Raw genomic sequence first — 24,341 nt, forward strand, 5'->3', positions numbered from 1 at the left:
CGGCTTCACGCCACGTCGAGCGCCGGCACCTCCGGCGTCGCGTCGTTGGCGCTGCAACCGGCGGTCTGCACGTGCAGGCCGCCGCCGCTGGCCTTGGCCTGCCGTTTGGCGCTGGCTGCGGCCGAAGCGACCTCCTCGGCAGTACGGAAGCCGCCGCCCTGCCCCAGCACCACGCCAGCACACAGCGTGGTGAGCGGAAAGCGCGTGCGGTTGCCCTTGCGATCCTCGCCCTCCATGTGACCGCTGGCCAGCTCCTCCGCATTGAACAGGCCGCGCGCCTCGGCATTGAAGCGGGCGATGATGCGCTCGCAGCGCGCCTGCCAGTCCTCGCTCTGGAACAGCACGATGAAGTCGTCGCCACCGACGTGGCCGACGAAGTCACGCAGCGGGTCCGCCTCCTGCTGGATGCTGCGCGCCGCCAGCTTGATCATTTCGTCGCCGCGGTAATAGCCGTAGAGGTCGTTGAAGGGCTTGAAATTGTTCAGGTCGAAGTAGGATGCCGCGTAGCTGGCCCGCCCCGCCATCAGCCGCTGCAGGTGTTCGGTGATCGGAATGTTGCCCGGCAGGAAGGTCAGCGGATTGGCGTGACGCGCGGCTTCGATGCGCATTTCGGTCACCGCGCGCACCAGGCTTTCGCCGGTCGCCACGCCGACGTAGCGGCCGTGTTCGGTGACGACGAAACCGTCGTACAGATAGCGCTGGTCCTCGCCCGCCAGCACGGTGCTCATCGATTCCAGCGGCGTGCTGCGTTCGACGCGCAGCGGGTTCGGATTCATGAACAGCGCGCACGGCCGCTTGCCGTACACCTCCTTGTGATACGGCTGGGTGTACAGGTCCATGAAACTGCGCCGGTTGATCAGCCCGACCGGAATGCCCTGCTCCAGCACCGGCAGCGCCAGCAGTTCGGGGTGATCGGCGAACACCTGAACCACCGCCAGATTCGGCGTATCCGGCTCGACCGCTGGCGCCGAGATCGCCAGCCGGCTCACCGTGCCGGTACTCATGTCTCGATGCGGCGTATCCGGCAGCACCGCGATCTGCCGCGACTGCATCAGCGCGATCACTGCCGGCTGCATGTGACTGACCGTCTGGCCCTGCGGCCGGCCGAGCAGATAGCCCTGGCCGAAATGCACACCCAGATCGCGCAACACCGCCAGTTCGGCTTCGTGCTCGATGCCCTCGGCCACCAGTTCGGCGCCGAAGGAGCGCGCCAGCTGCACCGCGGCACGCACGGCCTCGACGCGCCGGCTGTCGGTGTGGATGCCGTGCGTGAAGTAGCGGTCCAGCTTCACCCGCGGCGGCGCCAGTTCGGCCCACAGACGCAGGCTGGAACGACCGTCGCCGAAGTCGTCGAGCGCGACGACGATGCCCAGCGCAGACAGCCGCGCCTGGCTGATGCGCAGCGAATCGACGTCGGTCACCCGTTCGTGCTCGGTCAGTTCCAGCACCAGACGCGCTGGCGAAAGCGCATGTTCGGCCAGCAGTGACAGCAGGCCGACGCAGCCCTCCGAGCCGAGGTGGCGGATGGTGCCGGCGCTGCAATTGACGTAGAGCTGGCCCGGCGTCGCCGGATCGAACTGGCGCACCGCCGCCTCGACGCAGGCGATTTCGAGTTCGGCTTCGAGGCCGATGGCGCGCGCAGTGGCGAACAGCACCGCCGGCAGGTGCAGCGCGCCGCCCTCGGGGCCGCGCACCAGCGCTTCGTGCGCCACCACGGCCGCGTCATCGAGGCGGACGATGGGCTGGAACACCATGCCCAGCGCGCGGCCATCGATCAGTGCGCGCAGCGCGGTCTGGTTCAGCTTGTCGGAAGAGGTGTGCATGTCTGTCTGTTGTATTCATGGACCCGAGTGCCTATCGGCAGCGACGCCGCCAGCTTTCGTGAAGCTTCGGTGAAGCTTTCGCTACGTGCAGTGCATCCGGATCGCGATGCGGATCTGTCACCAATTCTTAGACGAACTGCATTCCGGCCGTAACCCTGTCTTCCTAGTCTTGCCACACTCACAGGAGGACTTACATGCATTCCTTTTTCGAAGAACTGCGCACCCAGCGCTGGGACGATCACCGCTACTACCACCACAGCCGCATCAACCAGGCATTGCATCTGCTCAGCGCGCTGAGCTTCCTGTGCGCCTATGTGATGCTTTTCGTCGACCCGGTGATCGCGGCACTGCTGAGCTGGGGCGTGGCCATGGTGTCGCGCCAGGCCGGCCACTTCTTTTTCGAGCCCAAGGGCTACGACCACGTCAATCAGGCGACGCACGAGCACAAGGAAGACATCAAGGTCGGCTACAACCTGCGCCGCAAGGTGGTGCTGATGGCGATCTGGGCGGCGTCGCCGCTGGCGCTCTACATCGACCCGACGCTGTTCGGCCTGTTCGAGGCGCACACCGACGCGCGCGGCTTCCTCTACAACATGTCGGTCACCTGGATCGCCATCGGCATCGGCGGCCTCATCTTCCGCACGCTGCACCTGTTCCACCTGCAGGGCGTGCAGACCGGTCTGGTGTGGGCGACCAAGATCGCCACCGATCCCTTTCACGACGTGAAGCTCTACCACCGCGCGCCGCTGGCGCTGCTGCGCGGCGAACTGATCGATCCGATGCACGCGCAGCACGCAGCGAAGGCCTGAGTTGCGCGCAGACGTTCTGTTCGACGGCATACGGGGAAGGGCATCGCCCTTCCCCGTTTTCATCTGCGTGGTCCGGATCGCGTGCGTGCCCGATGAGCACAGCGGACCGGGCGCACGCCGGTCCGCAGGCGGCTCAGCGCTTCCGCGTCAGCATTTCGCGGAGGATGCGCCGGCGTATGCCCTTGTTGCTGGCGCCGGGCGGCGTCCACCACCAGCCGTCGGCTTCCATCGTCTTCGCTGCGGCCACGAAGCGTTCGCACACCGCATCGAACTCGGCCTCGCCGTAATTCAGACTGAAGATGAAGCGGCCTGTGCCGACCCAGCTCAGCGCCAGGCCCTCGGCGCGCAGGTAGTACTGCAGCATCCAGTTGTAGCGCGACGGCACGGTGTAGGTGACGGTCCAGATCGACTGCATGTGCGCCACGCGCACCGGCAGACCTTCGATACGCAGGCGCTCGTTCAGTCTCTCGGCGCGCCCGCTCCAGACTGCATCGGCGTCGCGGTAGATCGCCTCGATCTGCGGCGTGTCGAGCAGCTTCAGGAACTCGTTCATCGCGGCCATCACGTGCGGATGCGAATTGAAGGTGCCGCGGGCGAAGCAGATGTCGGCCGGCCGGTCGTCGCGGTAGCGCTTCATCAAGCGGTGCGGGCCGCAGACGACGCCGACCGGATAGCCGCCACCCAGCGTCTTGCCGTAGGTGACCAGATCGGCGCGTACGCCGAAGTAGTCCTGCGCGCCGCCCTTGGCCAGCCTGAAGCCGAGGAACACCTCGTCGAAGATGAGCACGATGCCGCGCGCGGTGCACACCTCGCGCAACTGCTGCAGCCAGGCGGTATAGGCCGCGCGGTCATAGCCGGCGCGGCGACCGCCATCAACCAGCGACGAGTCGCCGGGCGCGCCGGCATTCGGGTGCAGCGCCTGCAGCGGATTGACCAGCACGCAGGCGATGTCGCGCCGGGTGCGCAGCACGCGCAAGGTGTCCTCGTGCATGTCCTTCAGCGTATAGGTGTGCTCGGCCGCGGTCGGATTGCCGACGCCCGGCTGCACGTCGCCCCACCAGCCGTGGTAGGCGCCGCAGAAGCGCACCAGATGACTGCGGCCGGTGTGATAGCGCGCCAGCCGCACCGCCTGCATCACGGCCTCGGTGCCGGACATGTGAAAGGACACCTCTTCCATGCCGGAGATCGCGCAGAGCCGCTTCACGTTGTCGGCCAGCAGCGGATGGTAGGCGCCGAGCACCGGACCGAGCGCCTCGACCGCCGCCGCGCCGCGTGCCATGCAGCCCTTGTAGAGGTCGTAGCCGAACACGTTCACGCCGTAGGAGCCGGCGAGGTCGTAGAACACGTTGCCGTCGAGGTCGGTCAGCGTGACGCCGGCCGACGACTGCACGAAGGAACCGGCCTTCAGATGGCTGCGCACATGGCGGCTGAACTGGAATGGCACGCGGTAGCTGCCGGTGAACTGCATGTCCGACACCATGGACTGCGTGTCGTCGGTCAGCGCGCGGGTACGCGCGAAACGCTGTGCGTACAGCGCGGCCAGTGCCTCAAAACCATTGCGACGACGGGCGGCCACGTCGTCCGGCGCGCCGTCGGCGATGTAGAAGCCCGTTTCGTCGAATTCATAGAAGGGCAGCAGCTTCGCCACCCGCCGCGACATTTTCGAATGGCCGGCGAGCGAGCGGTGCTTGGCCCGCGAAAGCTGGAGCCGGCGGTGCAGCCGCGGCAACAGCGCTGCCAGCGCCGCGGCGCCGGCCACATAGAGAGGAAGGGATTCGTTCATATGTTGCACATGTATCAGCGCGAGGTTACGCAACCGTGACTGCACGCACCCTGTTCCAGCGCCTGCTGGCCAACGACGCACTGAATTTCGCGCTCACCAACCGGCTGCCGCGCGCGACACTGACTCGCTGGTTCGGCCGCTTCAGCCGGATCGAGCAGCCGCTGGTGCGTGATGTGTCGATTGCACTGTGGAAGGCTTTCGGCGAGGTCGATCTGTCGGAAGCGAAGAAGACGCGCTTCGCCAGTCTGCACGACGCCTTCATCCGTGAACTGCGGGACGGCGCCCGGCCTCTCGACCCGCGGCCCGAAGTACTGGTGAGCCCCTGTGACGCCATCGTCGGCGCGCTCGGCCACATCGACGGCGACACGCTGCTGCAGGCCAAGGGCATGCGCTACACGCTGGGCGAGCTGCTGGGCGACGAGTCACTGGCTGCGCAGCTGCGCGACGGGCACTACGTGACGCTGCGCATCACGGCGTCGATGTACCACCGCTTCCACGCGCCGACGGACTGCCGCGTCGAGCAGGTGCACTACTTTCCGGGCGATACCTGGAACGTGAATCCGCCGGCGCTGGACCGTGTCGAGCGGCTCTACTGCCGCAACGAACGCGCCGTGCTGACGGCGCGGATGCACAACGACATACCGCTGGTGCTGGTGCCGGTGGCTGCCATCCTGGTCGCCAGCCTGCGTCTGCACTGCGTCGACCTGACGCTGCATGCGGGCTACGCCGGGCCGCACCGTCTGAGCTGCGATTCGTCCGTTCGCCGGGGTGAGGAGATGGGCTGGTTCGAGCACGGCTCGACCATCATCGTGCTGCTGCCCGCGCAGGCAGCGCTGGCACCGCAGGTTCGCACCGGCGAGCGCATACGGATGGGTCAGGCGCTGTTCGCACCGCTGCCCTCGGACCGCGTGTAGGACAGCCCCGACACGCTGCAGCGCGGCGCACCGACGGAACTTTCAACGCCGGATGCAGAAGATGCTGGGGCGGCGCACGTGCGCCGACCATCACACCAGGGAGCCCGACATGAACATCCATCGCACCGTAGCTGCCACGCTCGTCGCCGCCTTTGCCTTCACGCTGGCCGCCTGCGAGCAGGAAGGACCGGCCGAACGTGCTGGCAAGGCCGTCGACAACGCGGTCGAGAAGGCTGGCGACAAGATCGAGAACGCCGGCGACAAGGCCAAGGACGCGCTGGACGAAGCGCGCAAGTAAGACGCACAGCGCCCATGCACGCCGCGCCGATCACCCTCGCCGTGCTGTCCGGGCTGCTGCTCGGGGCGTGCGCGCGCCAGCCCGACACCGCTGCGATCGCCGACAGCCGTACCGCCGAGGCGGCGATGATCGCGGCGGCCACGCCATGGTCCTACGGCGTCGAAAGCCCGTATGGCGAAATCGTCCGTATCGACATGCTGTGGCCCCTGGTCGAGCAGCCGCTGGAGCCGCACCCGCCCGATGCACCGAAGCAGGATGGCATCGCGCCGCCCGGGCGCTACAGCATCAGCATCATGCTGGAGAGCGGTGAACTGCGCACCGTCGTGCGCCCGAGTCTTGGCAATCTGCGCGTGGGCGATCGGGTGCGACTGTTCGGCGAGGTGATGCTGCGCAGCTAGCGGGACTCAGTTCGGGCATCTGTGCCGCGACTTAACGCATGGACACAAATCAGACATCGGCAGAGAGGATTCCGCCACGGCAAGCGCGCGTGGGATCACTAGAATCCGTCATCCGACCTTCTGACGGACGACGTTCGTGTCCTGCTTCCGCCGCGCTCTGCCGCTCCTGCTGTGTTCGCTGCTCGTCGGCGTCTCCACGAATGCCCTGGCGGCCGATCGCCGGGGCTACGCGGACGCGCTGCGGCGTGCCGACATCGAGCGCTCGCGTACAGATCACGAGTGCGACCGCGTCGCCGCCGAACTCAGGGACGACTGTCTTGCGCGCAGCAGGATGCGCTACGAAGCAACGCTTGATCAGGCGCGCAAGCTTTTCCCGGGCGAGGCGATGACGCCACTGCTGCCCGACGAGGCAGCGGCCTACGAGGCGGAACTGGCGGCCTGCAGCACACTCGGCAACAAGGACAGATCCGGTTGTGTGCTCGACGTGAAACGGCGCTTCAGGCGCTGAGCGCGCTCAAGGGGTGTCCGGCGCACGCTCGGACCAGCGCTGCTTGATTTCCAGCACCTGCGGCAGACAGTCGAGGAAGAGGTCGACCAGCCGCGGCTCGAAGTGGTGTCCCTTCTGTTCGATCAGCAGCGCACAGGCGTCCTCGACCGACCACGCCTTCTTGTAGGGCCGCTCCGAAGTCAGCGCATCGAACACGTCGGCGATGGCGACGATGCGCGCCTCGATCGGGATCGCGGTTTCGCGCAAGCCGTGCGGATAGCCCGAACCGTCCCATTTCTCGTGGTGCCCGCTGACGATGCGCCGGGCGACGGCAAGCAGGCCGCTGTCGTGTTCGCCGATGATGCGCACGCCGATATCGACGTGGCTCTTCATGATTTCCCACTCGGCGTCGTCGAACTTGCCGGGTTTGCGCAGGATGTGGTCGGGAATGCCGATCTTGCCGATGTCGTGCATCGGTGCCGCATGCAGCAGTTCCTGCGCACGCTGCTCGCTCCAGCCGGCGGCCCGCGCGAGGATGCATGCGTAGTGGCTCATCCTGATGACGTGCAGACCGGTTTCGTTGTCCTTGTACTCGGCGGCCAGTCCAAGCCGCTGTATCACCTGCAGGCGTGTCTCGATCAGTTCGCTCACGCTGACCAGCGACAGATGGGTGCGTACGCGCGCACGCACGATGGCGGGACTGACCGGCTTGCAAATGTAATCGACGGCGCCGAGCTCCAGACCGCGCGCCTCGTCCTCGACATCGCTCAGCGCGGTAACAAAGATGACCGGCACGCGTGCTAGGCACTCGTCCGCCTTCAGCGTGCGGCAGACCTCGTAACCGTCCATGTCCGGCATCATCACGTCGAGCAGAATGATGTCGGGCCGCTCGACCTGCGCCAGTTCGAGCGCCCGCCGGCCGTCGCGCGCGAACAGCAGACGGTAGTCACCCTGCAGTATCTGCTTGAGCACCTGCAGATTGGATGGCTCGTCGTCGACGCAGAGCACGGTCTTGCGTGCGTCGCCCGCGTCGCTGGCGGCGTCGGTCATCCGTTGTTCGAGCCTGTCCATTCAGGCCTCCGCCTCGTGCAGTTGCGCCGCGTCGGTCGTCTGCATTGTGACGATCAGGGTGCGCAAGTGTTTCATCGCAAGCAGCCCGTCGAAATTCTCGACTGCCTCGGCGAGCGGACCAAGCTGCGCGCGCGCGGGATGCTTGCCGACCGAAGCGAGCAGCCGCGCCAGCGTGAGATCATCGAATTCGCCCCGCTCCAGCGCCTTCAGCAGGGTGTCGGCATGGGTGAGGACGGCCTGTACGTCGCAGCCCGCCTCCGCCTTCGCCACCGGTCGCTCGGCCACGGCGCGCCAGCCGGCGACCTCGCTGCCCAAGGCCGACAGCGCGGCCCCGACGTCGGCGATACGCGCACTCAGTGCCCGCGGCTGTTCGGTCGCTGCAGCGTCTTCCAGGCCGGCCAGCGTGGCGGCCAGCTGCACGGCCCCCAGATTGGCCGCCACCCCGCGCACGCGGTGCGTCAGCGCACGCAGCCCGTCGCGCGCCGGCAGCGCGGCGAGACGATCCAGTTCCTGCGTCAGTCCGGTGTTCTCGTCGAGCAGCCGCTGCATGCCCCGCTCGACACGCTCGTGGGTGCGCCACAGTGCGAGTGCGCGCTTCATGTCGATCACCGGGTCTTCCGTGCGCACGTCTGTGCGGTCCTCAGCGACTGCCGTTCGCAGGCCGAGCACACGCGCGGTCTCGGCGTACAGCGCCTCAAGATCAATGGGCTTGGTGGCGAATCCGTTCATGCCTGCTCTGCGCGCCGCCTCGCGGTCTTCGTCGAGCACGCTGGCGGTCAGCGCGATCACCGGCACCGGTGGCCGGCCGGCACGCAGTTCGGCGGCGCGGATGGCCCGCGTGGCGTCCAGCCCGCTCACGCCGGGCATGTGAAGATCCATCAGGATGAGGTCGAAACGTTCGGCGCTTGCCCGAACCACCGATTCGGTCGCCTCGGTGCAGGGCGTCACCTCATGTCCATCGCGCGTCAGCAGGGAAGCCAGCAGTTCGACGTTCTGCTCGACATCATCGACCACCAGCACCCGCAGCGGCGGCAGTGCCATCGGCGACGCCAACGCGACAACCGGCGCGCTACCGGGCCGCAAGGGCAGCGTGAAGTGAAAGGTACTGCCCTCGCCCGGCGTACTGCGGGCACCGATCCGGCCGCCCATCAGTTCGACCAGCTGTCTGCAGATCGACGTACCGAGACCGGTACCGCCAAAACGGCGGCTCATCGACGCGTCGGCCTGGGTGAAGGGTTCGAAGATGGCATCGAGTCGCTCAGGCGCAATGCCGATGCCGGTATCGCTGACCGCGAAATGCACGCCGTCCGCCTGTACCCGCACGGTCACCACGACTTCGCCGCGCTCGGTGAACTTGACCGCGTTGCCGATCAGATTGGTCAGTACCTGGCGGATGCGCAGCGAGTCGCCGCGGTAGTAGCGACCGACCCCGCTGCCAATGTCCACGCGCAGCGTCAGTCCCTTGTCGGCGGCCTGCACGTTCAGCGTCATCACCAGCTGGTTCAGCAGTTCGGGCAGGTCGAAATCGAGCACTTCGAGTTCGACCGCGCCGCGTTCGAGCCGGGCGGTATCGAGGATGTCGTTCAGCAGGCGCAGCAGCGAACGCGCGGAATTGCCGACGATTTCCAGCGGACGCCGGTGCTCGGGCGGCAGTTCGCGGCCGAGCAGCACGTCGGTGAAGCCGATGATGGCATTCATCGGCGTGCGTATTTCGTGACTCATGTTGGCGAGGAAGGCCGATTTCGAGGCCGCGGCCTGCTCGGCGCGCTCCTTCGCCGCGCGCAGCTCCTGCTCGATCTCGCGTCGCTCGGTGATGTCGAGGATGACGCCGTCTATCCACTTGATGTCGCCGTCCTCGTTGCGCACCGCCGAGCCGTGCTCCCACATCCAGCGGACGGAGCCGTCGGCGTGGGTGATGCGGTACTCGACGATGAAGGGCCGGTGGTCGCGGATCGACGCCTCGACCACCTTCCAGGTGTGTGCGACGTCGTCCGGGTGCGTGATGTCGTTGAAGGTGCGAATGGCGTTCTCACCGACGAAGTCGGAACTCGGGTAACCGGTCAGCGTCTGCGTGGCGTCGCTCATGAAGAGCATGGTCCAGTGCGCGTCCATCAGGCAGCGGTAGGCCACACCCGGAATGTTGCCGATCAGCGAGCGCAGCTGCGCTTCGCTTTCGCGCACCGCACGGGCCATTTCCTTGAAGCTGGAAATGTCGGCGATGTAGCAGACGAACATGTCGCCCTCGCGCAGGCTGGCGTGGCCGATCGACACGTGCATCGGCAGTTCGCTGCCGTCACGACGACGACCGGTGATTTCGCGCCTGCGGCCGGACAGCGCAGGCACGCGCGTGCGCCTGAACTCGGCCAGATAGGCCGCGTAGGTTTCACTTTCGTCGGGCGCCAGCAGCAGACCGAAGTCGCGCCCGCGCATTTCCGACTCGCGCCAGCCGAACATCTGTTCCGCGGTCGGGTTCATCGTCTGCACGATGCCCTGCGCGTCGAGCATGACGACGCCGTCGACCGGTGTGGCGAGCAGCGCGCTCATGCGCGCCTCGCTCGCACTGAGCTGATCGACCATCTGCCGGTAGCGCAGCAGCGCGTTGGTGCCCATCGCGAAACCGGTCAGCCCGATGGTGCCGATCACGACGACAATGCTGAGCACCAGGGTATCGACATGCGGCGCACTTTCGGCGACGCCTGTGAAACGGGCGGCCGCCATACCCGCGTAGTGCATGCCGGCGATCGCCAGTCCCATCACCGTCCCACTGACCGCCAGGCGAAGCCGGCGATCGGAAATGGGCACGAAGAACTTCACCCACAGCGCCAGCGTCGCCAGTACCACCGCCACCGCGATCGACACGCCGAACATCAGTGGGTCGTAGCGCAGCTGCGCTTCCATGTGCATGGCCTGCATTCCGGTGTAGTGCATCAGGCCGATGCCACCGCCCATCAGCACGCCACCCGCCAGCAGTTCGCGCGGCGTCAGCGAGGGGCGCGTCATCAGCTGTATGGTTGCCAGCGCGGCGAGCAGGCTGGGCAGCATGGACGCGAGCGTGATCCACGGGTCGTAGCGCACGGTCACGCACAGGTCCAGCGCCAGCATCGCGATGAAATGCATGGCCCACACGCCGCCGCCCAGCGCCAGGCTGCAGCCGAGCTTGATCAGCCACGCCATGCGCTGGTGCGGCGTCTGCTCCGACTGGCCTACGGTGTAAAGCGCGACCAGCGAGGTGAGGACGGCCACCAGCAGCGACAGCGCAACCAGCGCCGGATCGTGCGTCATCGGCAGGATCAGCGCAGCGTCGTCGGTGCCGGAGGTGAAGAAGTTCTGCATCGTGCCGAAGTGACGTATGGTGGGCATTGCCGCTCAGCACGGCATCTTTGTCACTTACGGCGGTTTCGCCCGGCGCCTTGATGTTCCGACCCGCTTTTTTTCCCTACACCGAGGAAGACCGTCACTGTTTGCCCGGAGGGTGCGGCGAGACCGGTCATGTCGCCGGGCGCATCTGCACCGCCGTCCAGCGCGTGTTCAGGCGGCTGAAGCCGTTGAAGCGCTCTCTGCTGCTGCTCGCAGCGCTGACGCCTGGTGCGCAGGCGGACGACCAGCTGTCCTTCGCCGTCTGGGGCGACATGCCCTACAGCCGGGTCGAGCGCGAGCTGGCGGCCGACCTGCTGGCCGAGCAGGCCGGTCAGCCGCTCGCCTTCTCCCTGCACATCGGTGACCTGAAAAGCGGCAACCAGCCCTGCGACGACGCGCTCTACGCCGACCGGCAGGCTCTGCTGGCGGGTTCGCGCCATCCTGTGGTGCTGCTGCCCGGCGACAACGACTGGCTGGACTGCACCCGCGCGTCGGCCGGCGGCCATGATCCGTTCGAGCGGCTGGACGCCCTGCGCCGCCGATTCTTCAGCGCGCCTCCCGCGTTGCCGCTGCAGCGGCAGGCCGCCGCGCCGGAGAACACCCGCTGGCTAAGTCATGGCGTACTGTTCATCGGGGTGAACCTGCCGGGCAGTCCCCTGCCCGACAACGCCGCCGCGCGGGAATTGCGCCGCAAGGTGCTCGACTGGCTGGACGAGGCCGCGGCGCTGGCCGATCCGCAGACCGTTCGTGCGACGGTGATCGCTTTCCACGCCCATCCCGGTTTCGCTGCGCACGCGCGCGGCGGGACGTCAGTGCGTCATGCGTGGTTCCTCGACCGGCTGGTGAGCTGGGCGAAACATGACCGCCGACCGCTGCTGCTGATACACGGCGACACGCATACCTACCGGGTCGATAAACCCTTGGTCGACCCGGCCACTGGCGAACGCTTCGAGCACGTGACACGGCTTGAATCGCACGGCTCGCCGTGGCTGGGCTGGACGCGGGTGGATGTGGACAGCGCTGCGCCCGCCCCCTTCCGCTTCCAGCCCTACCGCCTGTCCCGCGACTGACGCGACGCCGCCCGGGCGCCGGAATGAAAAAGGGCGCATCCAGATGGATGCGCCCACAGCGGCGACCTGCGTCGACGCGGGATCAGAACGGACGATCGAGTTGCAGCGATTCCTTCGGGCCGCGGTAGATCAGCGGCTTCACCTGCTGCGGGTTGCCCGGAATCTGCGCCTGCTCCACCGCGGCGACGATCTTGTGGTGGAAGGGCGACTTGTCGCACACCGGGTCGGCGGCGGCCGGGTCGTTGGCGATCATGTAGGCCTGGCAGCGGCAGCCGCCGTAATCCTTTTCCTTTTCCGGACAGCTCGAACAGGGCTCCTTCATCCAGCCGGTGCCGCGATAGCGGTTGAAGCCTTCCGACTCGTACCACACCTCGCGGATGCCCATCTCGCGCACGCTCGGGAATTCCAGCCCCGGCAGCATGCGCGCAGTGTGACAGGGCAGCGCACGCCCGTCCGGCGTGATGGTCAGGAAGATGTTGCCCCAGCCGTTCATGCACTTCTTCGGCCGCTTCTCGTAGTAGTCGGGCACGACGAAGAACAGTTTCATCTTGTTGCCGTGCTTCTCGCGCCATTCGTTGGTGATGCGCTCCGCACGCTCCAGCTGTTCGCGCGACGGCAGCAGCTGGTCGCGGTTTACCTGCGCCCAGCCGTAGTACTGCGTGTTGGCCAGTTCGACGTACTCGGCATCGATATCGTCGGCCAGTTGCAGGATGGCTTCGATGTGATCGATGTTGTGGCGGTGGATGGTGCAGTTCATCACCATCGGGTAGCCGCGCGACTTGATCAGATCGGCCGCCCGTCGCTTCAGGTCGAAGGTGCGGGTGGACGACAGGAAGTCGTTCATTTCGCGCGTCGAGTCCTGGAAGGACAGCTGGATGTGGTCCAGCCCCGCCTCCTTCAGCGCGTCGATGCGCTTCTCGTTCAGGCCGACGCCCGAGGTGAGCAGGTTGGTGTAGTAGCCCAGCCGGTGCGCCTCGGCCACCAGCAGTTCGAGGTCGTCACGCAGCATGGGCTCGCCGCCGGAAAAACCGCACTGCACCGAACCGAGCGCGCGCGCCTCGCGCAGCACCTTGAACCACTCCTCGGTCGTCAGTTCGTCCTCATGCTTGGCGAAGTCGACTGGGTTGTAGCAGTAGACGCAGTGCAGCGGGCAGCGATAGGTCACCTCGGCCAGCAGCCAGAGCGGCGGCCCTATCGTCGCCGCTTCCTGAGCGGCTTTCGCTTCGGCGAGATCGGTCATGTCGTTTCCACCCACTTCTGTTGCAGTGCCAGTTCGACGAAGTTGATCACGTCCTGCTGCAGGCCCTGCGCGTTGAAGGTCTGTTCCAGATCGGCGGTGATGTCGCCCACGTTCGCCTCACCTGTGCAGCGCTTCAGTATTTCGCCCGCGCTCTGGTTCAGCTTCACCATGCCTTCCGGATACAGCAGCACGTAGGCCTTTTGAGCCTCTTCCCACTGGATGCGGAAGTGGCGGCCGATCTTCGGCACCGATGCGGTCGTGACGGTCATTTCGGCACTCACTTGTTCACGCCGTAGGCATTGGCCATCGCGTCATTCATCGCCCACAGCACGTCGAGCTTGAACTGCAGGATGTTCAGCGCGCGTTCCTGCATTTCGCGCGTGTTGAAGTAGTTCAGCGTGACCGCCAGACCCTGCTCCACGTCGCGGCGCGCCTGCGACACGCGGTTGCGGAAATACTGCAGGCCGGTCGATTCGATCCACGGATAGTGCTCGGGCCAGTTGGCGAGGCGCTCCTTGTGGATCTTCGGCGCGAACAGTTCGGTCAGCGACGAACACACCGCTTCCTGCCACGGGCGCTGACGGGCGAAATTGATGTAGGCATCGACCGCGAAACGGACGCCGGGCACGACGTGGCGCAGATCGACGATCTCCTCACGCGTCAGACCGGTGGCGATGCCCAGCTTGATCCACGCCTCGATGCCGCCCTCGTCGCGCACCACCGAGCCGTCCGGCCCGGTGATTTCGTAGCCGTCGTGATCGAGGATGCGCTGTATCCACTGGCGACGGATTTCGCGGTCCGGCGTGTTCGACATGATGGCCGCGTCCTTCACCGGGATCGCGATCTGGTAGTAGAAGCGGTTGGCCACCCAGCCGCGGATCTGTTCCGGCGTCGCCTTGCCGGAATTGAGCATCACGTTGAACGGATGGAAGATGTGATAGGCGGCGCCCTTGTCGCGCAGCTTGGCTTCGAATTCTTCGTGGTTCCAGGGCTGTTGCGTGCTCATAGCGTGATGTCCATTCCGTCGTACGAAACTTCGATGCCGTGCGCGTCCAGCTCGCGGCGCTGCGGGCTGTCCTCGTTCAGGATCGGGTTGGTGTTGTTGATGTGGATGAGGATCTTGCGCGTCGTCGTCGGTAGCTTGTCCAGCCACTCGATCATGCCGCCCGGGCCGCTCTGCGCCAGATGGCCCATGTCGCGCGAACGCTTCTTCGACGCGCCGAGCGCGATCATTTCGTTGTCGCTCCAGCAGGTGCCATCGACCAGCACCACGTCGGCCGCCTGCATGGCCGCCCATACCTGCGGTTCGATCTCGACCAGACCCGGTGCGTAGTAGATCTTCTTCCCGCTCTTCGCGTCCTCGATGGTGACGCCGACGTTGTCTCCGGGCACCGGCTTGTCGCGACGCGGCGAATACGGCGGCGCGTTGCTGCGCAGCGCGTGCGCGCGAAATTTCAGTCCGGGTGCGCCGGCAATGGTGAATTCGGTGTCGTCTATGCCCAGCTCGTTCCACTCGATGCCGCAGTAGTGGCCGAGCAGCTTGAACAGCGGATTGCCTTCGGTCAGGTCCTGGCGTACCGGTGCGGTGGACCAGATCTGGTGCGGCTGGCGATGCTCGCGCAGCATGTAGAGGCCGGTGGTGTGGTCGATCTGGCCATCGATCAGCACGATGGCCTTCACTGCCGTGTCGCGCAGCGCCCGCGCCGGCTGCAGCTCGGGGAACTGCTGGAACTGCGTCAGGATGTCGGGCGAAGCGTTGAACAGCACCCAGTTCTCGTTATCGCCACTGACCGTGATCGACGACTGGGTGCGTGCGCGCGCCTTGATGGTGCCGCGGCGCAGGCCGTCGCAGTTGGGACAGTTGCAGTTCCATTGCGGAAAACCGCCGCCCGCGCCGGAACCGAGTACGTGCAGTCGCATGCTTCTCCTCCATCGTTGGCCATCGAGGGCCTGATTTCTTGTGCCGACGGCCGTTCCGGGCGTCGGTTGATTCAGGGCCCGCGCCGCAGCGGGGCCGGAAAGACGGGGTGCCCGGCAGGGCGAACCTGCCGGGCGATCGCAACCTTAGCGGTTGGCGACGTACATCGTGATTTCAAAGCCAAAACGCAGGTCGGTTGCCTTCGGGGTTTCCCAGCTCATGGTTTTCTCCTGACAGTCGGTTTAAGAATGTGCGTCGTCATCCAACGCACCTTCAGTATCACCACCCGTCCCCGCGCCCGCGTCGCGGGCGGATTGAAGCGCGGCTAGGGAAATTCATGAAGGTCATTGCACGACATCGACCTTCACCCAGACCCGCCGCTGCGACTGCGCGTCGCGGGTACCGTAGCGGATCACTCCACGCTGGCTCACCTGTTCGTCGTGGCCGGACGAACCCAGTTCCATCCACTCGCCAAGCCGGCCGCGCAGCGTACTGACCAGCCGCGCCGAGCGCACCTCGCCGTACTGGGTGTCGGACAGCGACTCCTTCTGCGGAGAAATGTCCAGTGTCACCTGCTCGCCATTGACGCGCGGCATCGCGTAGAAGCCGCTCGAAATGTCGCGGTACTGCGTGCCCTGACTGACCACCGCGCCGCGTGGCCCGACCACCATCTGGGTGAAGGGAATGGGCGTCGAGCTGCCCGCCTGGATGAAGGCGGCACCGCCCTCGACCACCTGCACGCGCTGCGACAGACGGTCTGCCGCGTCGCCGCGGGTAGACCACACCCGCGTCTGTACACGGCTGTCACCGCTGCGTCCTTCGATCACCGCACCTTCGCGGCCGCCATCCGGCACGCGGACGCCCGCGTTGCCGGCACGGATGTCGCCTGACACGGCCACGCCGTCACGTCCGATCGAGTCATCGTTGTCCTGGCGCACCGAAATCATCAGGCTGCGCAGCGGCGTATCGAGTGCGTCGATCGCCTGCTTCACCGCCGCGCGGGTGGCCGCGTCGGCGCGGATGAAGATGCGGTTGTTGGCGCCCGACAGTGCGGCGTCGTCGCCGACCAGCGGGCGCAGCGCGGGCAGCACCTGGTCAGGCGTGCGGTGCTTCAGCGGAATGATGTCGAGCTTGACCTGGGCTGCCGCAGCGAGCGGCCACAGCAGGCAGAGCAGCAGCAGTCGTCGGCACAGCGGACGGAACATGGCGGAAATGGGCATCGGGCACCTGCGACAAGTGGGCTTTACGCGAGTGTAGACGCCCGACGGCGGGGAAAGGTCCGGTCTTGAGGACAAGGCGGGGACCGCGGCACCCTGCCGGAGCAGTGTCCCGGGCGCGACCGCCGCGCTCTGGCGAGGGACGGTATTTGATCGCAGGCCCTGTCGCGGTCAGAAGACCGCTCCTACAAGGGCTGAGCAAGGCCTGCGGCTTGAGCCTGGGCCGGTCTTCTGTGGGAGGGGTCTTCTGACCCCGACAGCAGCGTGTGTGCGGGAAAGGGCGTCCGCCTGCCGGCTGCGTCCGCGGTTCGAGAGCGGCGCCCGATCAGGCAGCGACGTTGGACATGCTGCCGGCGAAATCGACGCGGTGCGCCGACGCCAGGTACTCGCGCGTGCGCATCTCGATCAGGCGGCTCACCGTGCGGGTGAACTCGTTGGCGTGCGGGCCGTCGGTGTAGAGATCCTGCGCCTCGACTTCGGCCGACAGGATGAGCTTGACGCGGAAGTCGTACAGCACGTCCACCAGCCAGGTGAAGCGGCGCGCTTCGTTGGCCTGGTCGCGCCCCATCTTCGGCACGTTGGATATCAATATGGAGTGATAGCGGCGCGCCAGTTCGAGGTAATCGTTCTGCGAGCGCGGACCACCGCAGATTTCATCGAAGTCGAACCAGGCCGCGCCGAGCGAGCGGTCGCGCGTCTTCAGCGTGCGACCGAGGATCTCCAGCGGGCCCGGTGGGCAGGGTTCGCCGCAGATCTGGCGGAAGTCGTCGGCCAGTTTGGAGTCGGCGTCCTTGCCGCCCGGCACCATGAAAATGTCCATCCGTTCGAGCGAGCGCAGGCGGTAGTCGATGCCGGCGTCGAGTTCGAACACTTCGAGCCGCTTCTTCAGCAGCTCGATCGTGGGCAGGAAGTTCTGCCGCTGCAGGCCGTTCGGGTAGAGCCCGTCCGGCGGATAGTTGGAGGTCGCGACGAACACGACGCCGCGCTCGAACAGCGCGTCGACCAGACGGCCGAGGATCATCGCGTCGGCGATGTCGGATACGTGGAACTCATCGAAACACAACAGGCGGGTCGCCCGGGCGATGTCGTCGGCCACCTGCGCCAGCGGATCGGCTTCGTTCTTGTGCTTCTTCAGCGCTTCGTGGATCTGCTGCATGAAGGCGTGGAAATGCACGCGCTTCTTACGACGATAGGGCACGGCGTCGTAGAAGCAGTCCATCAGGAAGCTCTTGCCGCGCCCTACGCCGCCCCAGAACCAGACACCGCGCGGGGGCTGCGCGCGCGACAGCAGCTTGCGCAGCTGGGTGCGGCGGGCCGCCTTGAAATCGAGCAGCTCGCCGTACAGCTTCTGCAGCCGCTCGGCGGCAGCGCGCTGCGACGCGTCGGCGTTATAACCGCGCACCTTGAGCTGGGCCTCGAAGGTGTCCAGCATGCCCCGCTCGGGAACGTTCAGTATCTTGTGCGGAGGCATGTTGCGCGGGTCCCGGTCAGAAGTGCAGCGGACGCTTGTCGCAGGCCAGCGCGGCTTCGTGCATCACTTCCGACAGCGTCGGGTGCGCGTGGCAGATGCGCGCGATGTCTTCCGAGCAGGCGCCGAATTCCATCGCCACCACCGCCTCGGCGATCAGCTCCGATGCGTTGTTGCCGATCACGTGCACGCCGAGGATGCGGTCGGTCTTGGCGCAGGCATACATGCGCACGAAACCGGTGGTGTCACCCTGGCCGAGTGCGCGACCGTTGGCCGCGAACGGGATCTGGCCAGCCTTGTACTCGATGCCTTCGGCCTTGAGCTGGGCCTCGGTCTTGCCGACCCAGGCGATTTCCGGGTGGGTGTAGATGACCCAGGGCACGGTGTCGTGATTGACGTGTCCGTGTTGACCGGCGATGCACTCGGCCACCATGACGCCCTCTTCCATGCCCTTGTGCGCCAGCATCGGGCCCGGCACGACGTCGCCGACCGCCCACACATTGGCCAGATTGGTACGGCCCTGCGCATCGACTTCGATGAAACCGCGCTCGCTGATCTTCAGGCCGACCGACTCGCCGCCCAGACCATCGGTATTGGGCACCCGGCCGACCGACACGATGAGGCGCTCGCACTCGAGCACGTGCTGCTCGTCCTTGTGCTCGTACTCGACGCGCACGCCGGCATCGGTGCGTTCGACCTTGCCGATCTTGGCCCCGAGCTTGATACCCAGCTTCTGTTTGGCGGTGAAGGTCTTCCAGGCTTCCTTGGTGATCGCCGCATCGGCGGCCGACAGGAATTCCGGTGCCGCCTCGAGGATGGTCACCTCTGCGCCCAGGCGCTTCCACACGCTGCCCAGTTCCAGCCCGATCACGCCGGCGCCGATCACGCCCAGCTTCTTCGGCGCGCCGTCGAAGGCGAGCGCGCCCTCGTTGTCGCAGATCACCTTGTTGTCGACCTCGATGCCCGGCAGATGACGGGCACGCGAACCGGTGGCGATGATCACGTGCTTGGCCAGCACGTGTTCGGTGGCGCCGTTACGGGTGACCGCAACCTTCCACTTCTCGTTCTCGCGGCCGGCGAAGCTGCCCAGACCGGACAGCAGCGTCACGTTGTTCTTCTTGAACAGGCCGCGGATGCCGGTGGTGAGCTGGCCGACGATGTTGTCCTTGCGCTTCATCATCACCGACACGTCCATCTTCGGCGACTCGACCGAAATGCCGTGCATGACGAAGCTGTGGTTGGCCTGCTCGAACAGTTCGGACGACTGCAGCAGCGCCTTGGACGGGATGCAGCCCACGTTGAGGCAGGTGCCGCCGAGGCGCACTTCGCCCTTCGGGTCGGCGTAGCTGTTGTACTCGATGCAGGCCGCGCTCAGGCCCAGTTGGGCGGCGCGGATGGCGGCGACATAGCCGCCGGGGCCGGCACCGATCACAACGACATCAAATTCCTTGGACATCTTAATTGCTCCGGAAAAAGAAGCAGTCTTGGTCCGGCGCGCCACCCGGCCCTCTCTCCGGGCGGCGCGCAGACGTCAACATGCAATGAGAGGGTTTATACGTCGAACAGCAGGCGGGCCGGATCTTCCAGCGCCTCCTTCATGGTCACCAGGCCGAGCACCGCTTCGCGGCCGTCGATGATGCGGTGGTCGTAGGACATCGCCAGATAGTTGATCGGGCGGATCACGATCTGGCCGTTCTCGACGACCGGACGGTCCTTGGTCGCGTGGATGCCGAGGATGGCCGACTGCGGCGGGTTGATGATGGGCGTCGACAGCATCGAACCGAAAACGCCGCCGTTGGAGATCGAGAACGTACCGCCGGTCAGTTCCTCGATCGACAACTTGCCGTCCTTGGCCTTCTGGCCGAACTCGGCGATCTTCTGCTCGATGTCGGCAAAGCTCATCTGGTCGGCGTCACGCAGGATGGGCACCACCAGACCGCGCGGGCTGCCGACAGCGATGCCGATGTCGAAGAAGCCGTGATAGACGATGTCGTTACCGTCCACCGAGGCGTTCAGCACCGGGAACTTGCGCAGCGCCTGCAGGGCCGCCTTGACGAAGAAGGACATGAAGCCGAGCTTGACGCCGTGCGTCTTCTCGAACTTCTCGGCGTACTTCTTGCGCAGCTCCATCAGCGGGCCCATGTTCACTTCATTGAACGTGGTCAGGATGGCGTTCTGCGCCTGCGACTGCAGCAGGCGCTCGGCGACGCGGGCACGCAAACGCGACATCGGCACGCGCTGCTGCGGACGATCGGCCAGCAGCTCTTCGAGACGGACCGGCACCGGCGGCTGCGGCAGCGCGGGCGCTGTGGCGGCAGACTGGGCGGCGGTCGGTGCCGGACGCGCGACGGCGGCCGACGGCACTGCCGGGGCAGGCGCTGCCGGTTGCGGTGCGCCCGCAGCATCCGGCTTGGTGATGCGACCACCACGGCCGGTACCCTGCACGTCGCCAGCCGACAGGCCGCGTTCGTCCATGATCTTGCGCGCAGCCGGGCTGGCCGGGCCGGAGGCCGCAGCCGACGTGGTCGCGGCGGCGACGGCGGCCGGCGCTGCAGCCGGTGTGGCAGCAGGCGCAGCGGCCGGGACGGCCGCCGAAGCCTTGGCGTCGGTGTCGATCTGGGCGATCAGCTCGCCGCTGGTGACCGAGGCTCCGTCCTGCTTGATGATCGCCACCAATACGCCGGCATCCGGCGCCGGCGTTTCGAGCACCACCTTGTCGGTCTCGATGTCGATCAGGTTTTCATCGCGCGACACCGCCTCGCCGACCTTCTTGTGCCAGCGCACGAGCGTGGCTTCGGCCACCGATTCGGACAGCTGGGGAACCTTCACTTCGATAAGCATTTGATTCTTTCTCCCTGTCGGAGGCGCCTCAGCGCCCCACTCCTTCGAACGCTGCTTCGATGACCGCCTTCTGTTGCGCCAGATGCTTGGCGGCGTAGCCGACCGCCGGCGACGCCGAGGCCGGACGCGACACCAGTTCCAGTTTCAGATCGCCCAGTGCCTTGCCGAGGAAGGCACGCGAGATCAGCCAGTACCACATACCCTGGTTGCGCGGCTCTTCCTGTACCCAGGTCACGCCCTTGGCATTCGGATAACGCACCAGTTGCGCCGACAGCTCCGCCCCGGGGAAGGGGTAGGCCTGTTCGAGACGCAGGATGGCAACGTTCTTGATGTCCTGGGCACGGCGATGAGCCAGCAACTCGTAGTAGATCTTGCCGCTGCACAGAATGACGCGCTCGACGTCCTTCTCCTGCAGCGTGTCGATTTCCGGGATCACCGGCTGGAAGCGTCCGTCGGACAGTTCGTCCAGCGAGGACACGGCGTCCTTGTGACGCAGCAGCGACTTCGGCGTGATGATGACCAGCGGCTTGCGCACCTTGCGCAGCATCTGACGGCGCAGCAGGTGGAACACCTGCGCCGGCGTGGTCGGAATCGTGACCTGCCAGTTGTTCTCGGCCGACAGCTGCATGTAGCGCTCGATGCGCGCCGACGAGTGCTCCGGGCCCTGCCCTTCGTAGCCGTGCGGCAGCATCATGGTGAGGCCGCACAGGCGACCCCATTTGGCTTCGCCGGACGCGATGAACTGGTCGAACACGACCTGGGCGCCGTTGGCGAAATCGCCAAACTGCGCCTCCCACACCACCAGCTCGTTCGGCTCGGTGGTCGCGTAGCCGTACTCGAAGGCCAGCACAGCTTCTTCCGACAGCACCGAGTCGATCACGACGCACGGCGCCTGGTTGTCCTGCAGATGCTGCAGCGGCATGTAGTTGCCGCTGTCCCACTTCTCGCGCTTCTGGTCGTGCAGCACTGCGTGGCGGTGGAAGAAGGTGCCGCGGCCGCAGTCCTCGCCGGACACGCGCACGCCGTAACCTTCGACCAGCAGCGTCGCGTAGGCCAGGTTCTCGCCCATGCCCCAGTCGACCGGCTGCGTGCCGGCCGCCATGCCACGCCGGTCGTCGATGATCTTCTGCACGCGCGAGTGCAGCGAGAAACCTTCCGGAAGCGTCGTGAGGCGCTCGCCCAGACGCGCCAGTTCCTCGCGCGGCACGCGGGTGTCGCAGTCGTCGGTATAGGGCTGCTTCAGGAAGGGCGTCCAGTCCACTGCGAAGCGCCGCTGGTGGTTGGTGAGCACCGGGTTGCTGGCCAGACGACCTTCGTCCAGCGCGGCACGGTAGTCGGCGATCATCCGCTCGGGGGCGGCTTCGTCGATGATGCCGGCCGAGATCAGGCGGTCGGCATACAGCTTGCGCGTGCCCGGGTGGGCGGCGATCTTCTTGTACATCAGCGGCTGCGTCACCATCGGCTCGTCCTGCTCGTTGTGGCCGAGCTTGCGGTAGCAGATGATGTCGATCACCACGTCCTTCTTGAACTCAGCGCGGAATTCCATCGCCATCCTGGTGACGAAAGCCACGGCTTCCGGGTCGTCGCCATTCACGTGGAAGATCGGCGCCTCGACCATCTTGAAGATGTCGGTGCAGTACAGCGAGGAACGATAGTCGCGCGGATCGGAGGTGGTGAAACCGATCTGGTTGTTCACGATGATGTGAACGGTGCCGCCGACGCCGTAACCGCGCGTCTGCGAGAAGTTCAGCATTTCCTGGTTCACGCCCTGACCGGCGACGGCCGCGTCGCCATGCAGGATGACCGGCACGACCTGGGTACCGGTCTTGTCGCCGCGGCGGCGCTGGCGCGCATACACCGAGCCGACCACCACCGGATTCACGATTTCCAGGTGCGACGGGTTGAAGGCCAGGGTCAGATGCACCGGACCGGCCGGGGTGTTCACGTCGGACGAGAAGCCCATGTGGTACTTCACGTCGCCGGCCGACAGGTCGGATGCCGCCTTGCCTTCGAACTCGGAGAACAGCATCGAGGGCGCCTTGCCCAGCGTGTTCACCAGCACGTTCAGGCGACCGCGGTGGGCCATGCCGATGACGATTTCCTGCGCGCCCTGGCCGGCGGCCACGCGCACCAGTTCGTCCATTGCGACGATGGTCGATTCGCCGCCTTCGAGCGAGAAGCGCTTCTGGCCGACGTACTTGGTATGCAGGTAGCGCTCCAGCGTTTCGGCGGCCGTGGTGCGCTCGAGGAAGCGCTTGCGGTCGTCGGCGCTGTAGCCGTAGTTGCCGCGCATCGGCTCCAGGCGCGACTGGATCCAGCGCTTCTGGGCAATGTCGGCCATGTACATGTATTCGGCGCCGATGCTGCCGCAATACACCTGGCGGACCGCTTCGAGGATTTCGCGCAGGCTGGCGCGGTCTTCGGGCGGGAAGCGGAAGGAGCCGGTGCTGAAGCTGTCGTTCAGGTCGGCTTCGGTGAAGCCGTAGTGCGACGGCTCGAGTTCGGAAATGTCCGGCCGTTCGGCGCGCTTGAGCGGATCGAGCTGGGCCCAGCGGTTACCGAGGAAGCGGTAGGCATTGATCATCTGCAGCACGCCGACCTGACGCTTGTCGTCGCCGCTGGCGGCCGCAATGCGGACCGGGCCGCGCTTGGCCAGTTCGGCGAACGAGGCGACAACCGGGGCGTGCGCCACGTCACTGGCGGCGCCCGGCAGATGCTGGAGGGATTCGAAATAGGTACGCCAGGCGTCCGGCACTGAACCGGGGTTGGCGAGGTAGGACTCGTACAGTTCCTCGACGAAGGGCGCATTGCCCCCGAAGAGGTAGGAATGGCTCAACATGTGCATCATGACTCGCTCCTCCGCCCGGGGATGCCCGGGTTTGTTGTCGCGTCTTTCCGCGCGGTCGGGGAACGTGGCGCCAGTCGTGCCGCGCCCCCTTCCGTCTCGCGGAAATTCGAGAAGGCCTGCTGCATGCGGTATTGATTATTTACCCCGCGGCGTCCGCCAGGCCGCGGGGCTTTCTGCTGCGGTGAATCAGCGCTGTTCGACGGGCTTCACGTCACGGCGGTTCGGGCCGATGTAGAGCTGGCGCGGACGGCCGATCTTGTACTCGGAATCGGTGATCATTTCGTTCCACTGCGTGATCCAGCCGATGGTACGCGCCAGTGCGAAAATGCAGGTGAACATCGAGGTCGGGATGCCGAGCGCCTTCTGCACGATGCCGGAATAGAAGTCGACGTTGGGGTAGAGCTTCTTCTCGATGAAGTACTCGTCTTCCAGCGCGATGCGCTCCAGTTCCATCGCCAGCTTGAACAGGCGGTCGTTCTCCAGGCCCAGTTCGGTCAGCACTTCGTAGCAGGTCTGGCGCATCAGCTTGGCGCGCGGATCGAAGTTCTTGTAGACGCGATGACCGAAGCCCATCAGCTTGAAGCTGTCGTTCTTGTCCTTGGCGCGCTTGATGTACTCGGGCACGCGCGACACGTCACCGATCTCTTCCAGCATCTGCAGGCAGGCCTCGTTCGCGCCACCGTGCGCCGGACCCCACAGGCAGGCGATGCCGGCGGCGATGACGGCGTACGGGTTGGCGCCCGACGAACCGGCCAGACGGACGGTCGAGGTCGAGGCGTTCTGTTCGTGGTCGGCGTGC

The 24,341-nt window shown here is 66.1% G+C and carries 21 protein-coding genes; 6 read left to right on the plus strand and 15 right to left on the minus strand.

Annotated features, from left to right (window positions below):
• Positions 1-5 precede the first annotated feature (5 nt).
• A complete protein-coding gene (locus tag AC51BJ_RS19570) occupies positions 6-1,823 on the minus strand; it encodes an EAL domain-containing protein (RefSeq protein WP_496281348.1) in 1,818 nt (605 codons plus the stop codon).
• A gap of 194 nt (positions 1,824-2,017) precedes the next feature.
• Between AC51BJ_RS19570 and AC51BJ_RS19575 the strand changes: the two genes are divergently transcribed.
• Positions 2,018-2,632: a hypothetical protein gene (locus AC51BJ_RS19575; protein ID WP_341930749.1), complete on the plus strand. Its 615-nt coding sequence runs from the start codon at positions 2,018-2,020 to the stop codon at positions 2,630-2,632.
• Between the two features lie 133 nt (positions 2,633-2,765).
• Here AC51BJ_RS19575 and AC51BJ_RS19580 read toward each other — a convergent pair whose 3' ends face one another.
• A complete protein-coding gene (locus tag AC51BJ_RS19580) occupies positions 2,766-4,415 on the minus strand; it encodes an aminotransferase class III-fold pyridoxal phosphate-dependent enzyme (protein ID WP_496281349.1) in 1,650 nt (549 codons plus the stop codon).
• A 35-nt stretch (positions 4,416-4,450) separates the two neighbouring features.
• On the opposite strand from AC51BJ_RS19580, the gene asd reads away from it, so the two are divergent.
• From asd to AC51BJ_RS19600, 4 genes are all read left to right on the plus strand, one after another.
• On the plus strand, positions 4,451-5,329 hold the full coding sequence (asd, locus tag AC51BJ_RS19585; protein ID WP_496281350.1) for an archaetidylserine decarboxylase: 879 nt from the start codon (positions 4,451-4,453) through the stop codon (positions 5,327-5,329).
• 109 nt (positions 5,330-5,438) lie between these two features.
• A complete protein-coding gene (locus AC51BJ_RS19590) occupies positions 5,439-5,627 on the plus strand; it encodes a hypothetical protein (protein WP_024300451.1) in 189 nt (62 codons plus the stop codon).
• A 14-nt stretch (positions 5,628-5,641) separates the two neighbouring features.
• Positions 5,642-6,025, plus strand: a complete 384-nt coding sequence (locus AC51BJ_RS19595; RefSeq protein WP_496281351.1) for a hypothetical protein — start codon at positions 5,642-5,644, stop codon at positions 6,023-6,025.
• Positions 6,026-6,161: 136 nt separating this feature from the next.
• A complete protein-coding gene (locus tag AC51BJ_RS19600) occupies positions 6,162-6,533 on the plus strand; it encodes a hypothetical protein (RefSeq protein WP_430433919.1) in 372 nt (123 codons plus the stop codon).
• Positions 6,534-6,539: 6 nt separating this feature from the next.
• On the opposite strand, the gene AC51BJ_RS19605 is transcribed toward AC51BJ_RS19600, so the two are convergent.
• Both AC51BJ_RS19605 and AC51BJ_RS19610 read right to left on the minus strand, forming a co-directional pair.
• The gene (locus tag AC51BJ_RS19605) at positions 6,540-7,583 is read right to left on the minus strand and encodes a response regulator (RefSeq protein ID WP_496281352.1); all 1,044 of its coding nucleotides are present in this window, start codon (positions 7,581-7,583) and stop codon (positions 6,540-6,542) included.
• Entirely contained in the window at positions 7,584-10,943 is a 3,360-nt protein-coding gene (locus AC51BJ_RS19610; RefSeq protein ID WP_496281353.1) for an MHYT domain-containing protein, read from the minus strand.
• A gap of 185 nt (positions 10,944-11,128) precedes the next feature.
• Here AC51BJ_RS19610 and AC51BJ_RS19615 point away from each other — a divergent pair, with 185 nt between their 5' ends.
• Entirely contained in the window at positions 11,129-12,010 is an 882-nt protein-coding gene (locus AC51BJ_RS19615; protein WP_496281354.1) for a hypothetical protein, read from the plus strand.
• 82 nt (positions 12,011-12,092) lie between these two features.
• Here AC51BJ_RS19615 and pqqE read toward each other — a convergent pair whose 3' ends face one another.
• The 11 genes from pqqE to AC51BJ_RS19670 form a co-directional block, all read right to left on the minus strand.
• Positions 12,093-13,250 (minus strand): pyrroloquinoline quinone biosynthesis protein PqqE, encoded by a 1,158-nt coding sequence (pqqE, locus tag AC51BJ_RS19620; RefSeq protein WP_304009025.1) that lies wholly within the window; start codon positions 13,248-13,250, stop codon positions 12,093-12,095.
• Positions 13,247-13,519, minus strand: a complete 273-nt coding sequence (pqqD, locus tag AC51BJ_RS19625) for a pyrroloquinoline quinone biosynthesis peptide chaperone PqqD (protein ID WP_430433915.1) — start codon at positions 13,517-13,519, stop codon at positions 13,247-13,249. Before pqqD ends, pqqE begins: the two co-directional genes overlap by 4 nt.
• Before the next feature lie 8 nt (positions 13,520-13,527).
• Entirely contained in the window at positions 13,528-14,256 is a 729-nt protein-coding gene (gene pqqC, locus AC51BJ_RS19630; protein WP_296811294.1) for a pyrroloquinoline-quinone synthase PqqC, read from the minus strand.
• On the minus strand, positions 14,253-15,170 hold the full coding sequence (pqqB, locus tag AC51BJ_RS19635; protein ID WP_496281355.1) for a pyrroloquinoline quinone biosynthesis protein PqqB: 918 nt from the start codon (positions 15,168-15,170) through the stop codon (positions 14,253-14,255). The genes pqqC and pqqB overlap by 4 nt, the downstream gene beginning before the upstream one ends.
• A gap of 144 nt (positions 15,171-15,314) precedes the next feature.
• Positions 15,315-15,389, minus strand: coding sequence for a pyrroloquinoline quinone precursor peptide PqqA (gene pqqA, locus AC51BJ_RS19640; RefSeq protein WP_008060142.1), 75 nt, complete (start codon positions 15,387-15,389; stop codon positions 15,315-15,317).
• 123 nt (positions 15,390-15,512) lie between these two features.
• Complete coding sequence (locus AC51BJ_RS19645; RefSeq protein ID WP_430433913.1) at positions 15,513-16,388, minus strand: hypothetical protein; 876 nt, start codon at positions 16,386-16,388, stop codon at positions 15,513-15,515.
• 322 nt (positions 16,389-16,710) lie between these two features.
• Entirely contained in the window at positions 16,711-17,856 is a 1,146-nt protein-coding gene (gene zapE, locus AC51BJ_RS19650) for a cell division protein ZapE (protein ID WP_496281356.1), read from the minus strand.
• Positions 17,857-17,872: 16 nt separating this feature from the next.
• Complete coding sequence (gene lpdA, locus AC51BJ_RS19655) at positions 17,873-19,309, minus strand: dihydrolipoyl dehydrogenase (protein WP_020164571.1); 1,437 nt, start codon at positions 19,307-19,309, stop codon at positions 17,873-17,875.
• Positions 19,310-19,404: 95 nt separating this feature from the next.
• A complete protein-coding gene (gene odhB / locus AC51BJ_RS19660) occupies positions 19,405-20,694 on the minus strand; it encodes a 2-oxoglutarate dehydrogenase complex dihydrolipoyllysine-residue succinyltransferase (RefSeq protein WP_496281357.1) in 1,290 nt (429 codons plus the stop codon).
• Between the two features lie 28 nt (positions 20,695-20,722).
• Positions 20,723-23,542 (minus strand): 2-oxoglutarate dehydrogenase E1 component, encoded by a 2,820-nt coding sequence (locus AC51BJ_RS19665; protein ID WP_496281358.1) that lies wholly within the window; start codon positions 23,540-23,542, stop codon positions 20,723-20,725.
• A gap of 186 nt (positions 23,543-23,728) precedes the next feature.
• On the minus strand, positions 23,729-24,341 hold a 613-nt coding region (locus AC51BJ_RS19670; RefSeq protein ID WP_496281359.1), incomplete at its 5' end, for a citrate/2-methylcitrate synthase.

This window comes from Methyloversatilis sp. S146-33 (assembly GCF_059552495.1).

Excerpts from the sequence above, each read along its gene's own strand:
- AC51BJ_RS19570 (WP_496281348.1), bottom strand. The coding sequence starts at position 1,823 with ATGCACACCTCTTCCGACAAGCTGAACCAGACCGCGCTGCGCGCACTG.
- AC51BJ_RS19575 (WP_341930749.1), top strand. The coding sequence starts at position 2,018 with ATGCATTCCTTTTTCGAAGAACTGCGCACCCAGCGCTGGGACGATCAC.
- AC51BJ_RS19580 (WP_496281349.1), bottom strand. The coding sequence starts at position 4,415 with ATGAACGAATCCCTTCCTCTCTATGTGGCCGGCGCCGCGGCGCTGGCA.
- AC51BJ_RS19590 (WP_024300451.1), top strand. The coding sequence starts at position 5,439 with ATGAACATCCATCGCACCGTAGCTGCCACGCTCGTCGCCGCCTTTGCC.
- AC51BJ_RS19595 (WP_496281351.1), top strand. The coding sequence starts at position 5,642 with ATGCACGCCGCGCCGATCACCCTCGCCGTGCTGTCCGGGCTGCTGCTC.
- AC51BJ_RS19605 (WP_496281352.1), bottom strand. The coding sequence starts at position 7,583 with ATGGACAGGCTCGAACAACGGATGACCGACGCCGCCAGCGACGCGGGC.
- AC51BJ_RS19610 (WP_496281353.1), bottom strand. The coding sequence starts at position 10,943 with ATGCCCACCATACGTCACTTCGGCACGATGCAGAACTTCTTCACCTCC.
- pqqE (WP_304009025.1), bottom strand. The coding sequence starts at position 13,250 with ATGACCGATCTCGCCGAAGCGAAAGCCGCTCAGGAAGCGGCGACGATA.
- pqqD (WP_430433915.1), bottom strand. The coding sequence starts at position 13,519 with ATGACCGTCACGACCGCATCGGTGCCGAAGATCGGCCGCCACTTCCGC.
- pqqC (WP_296811294.1), bottom strand. The coding sequence starts at position 14,256 with ATGAGCACGCAACAGCCCTGGAACCACGAAGAATTCGAAGCCAAGCTG.
- pqqB (WP_496281355.1), bottom strand. The coding sequence starts at position 15,170 with ATGCGACTGCACGTACTCGGTTCCGGCGCGGGCGGCGGTTTTCCGCAA.
- AC51BJ_RS19645 (WP_430433913.1), bottom strand. The coding sequence starts at position 16,388 with ATGCCCATTTCCGCCATGTTCCGTCCGCTGTGCCGACGACTGCTGCTG.
- zapE (WP_496281356.1), bottom strand. The coding sequence starts at position 17,856 with ATGCCTCCGCACAAGATACTGAACGTTCCCGAGCGGGGCATGCTGGAC.
- lpdA (WP_020164571.1), bottom strand. The coding sequence starts at position 19,309 with ATGTCCAAGGAATTTGATGTCGTTGTGATCGGTGCCGGCCCCGGCGGC.
- odhB (WP_496281357.1), bottom strand. The coding sequence starts at position 20,694 with ATGCTTATCGAAGTGAAGGTTCCCCAGCTGTCCGAATCGGTGGCCGAA.
- AC51BJ_RS19665 (WP_496281358.1), bottom strand. The coding sequence starts at position 23,542 with ATGATGCACATGTTGAGCCATTCCTACCTCTTCGGGGGCAATGCGCCC.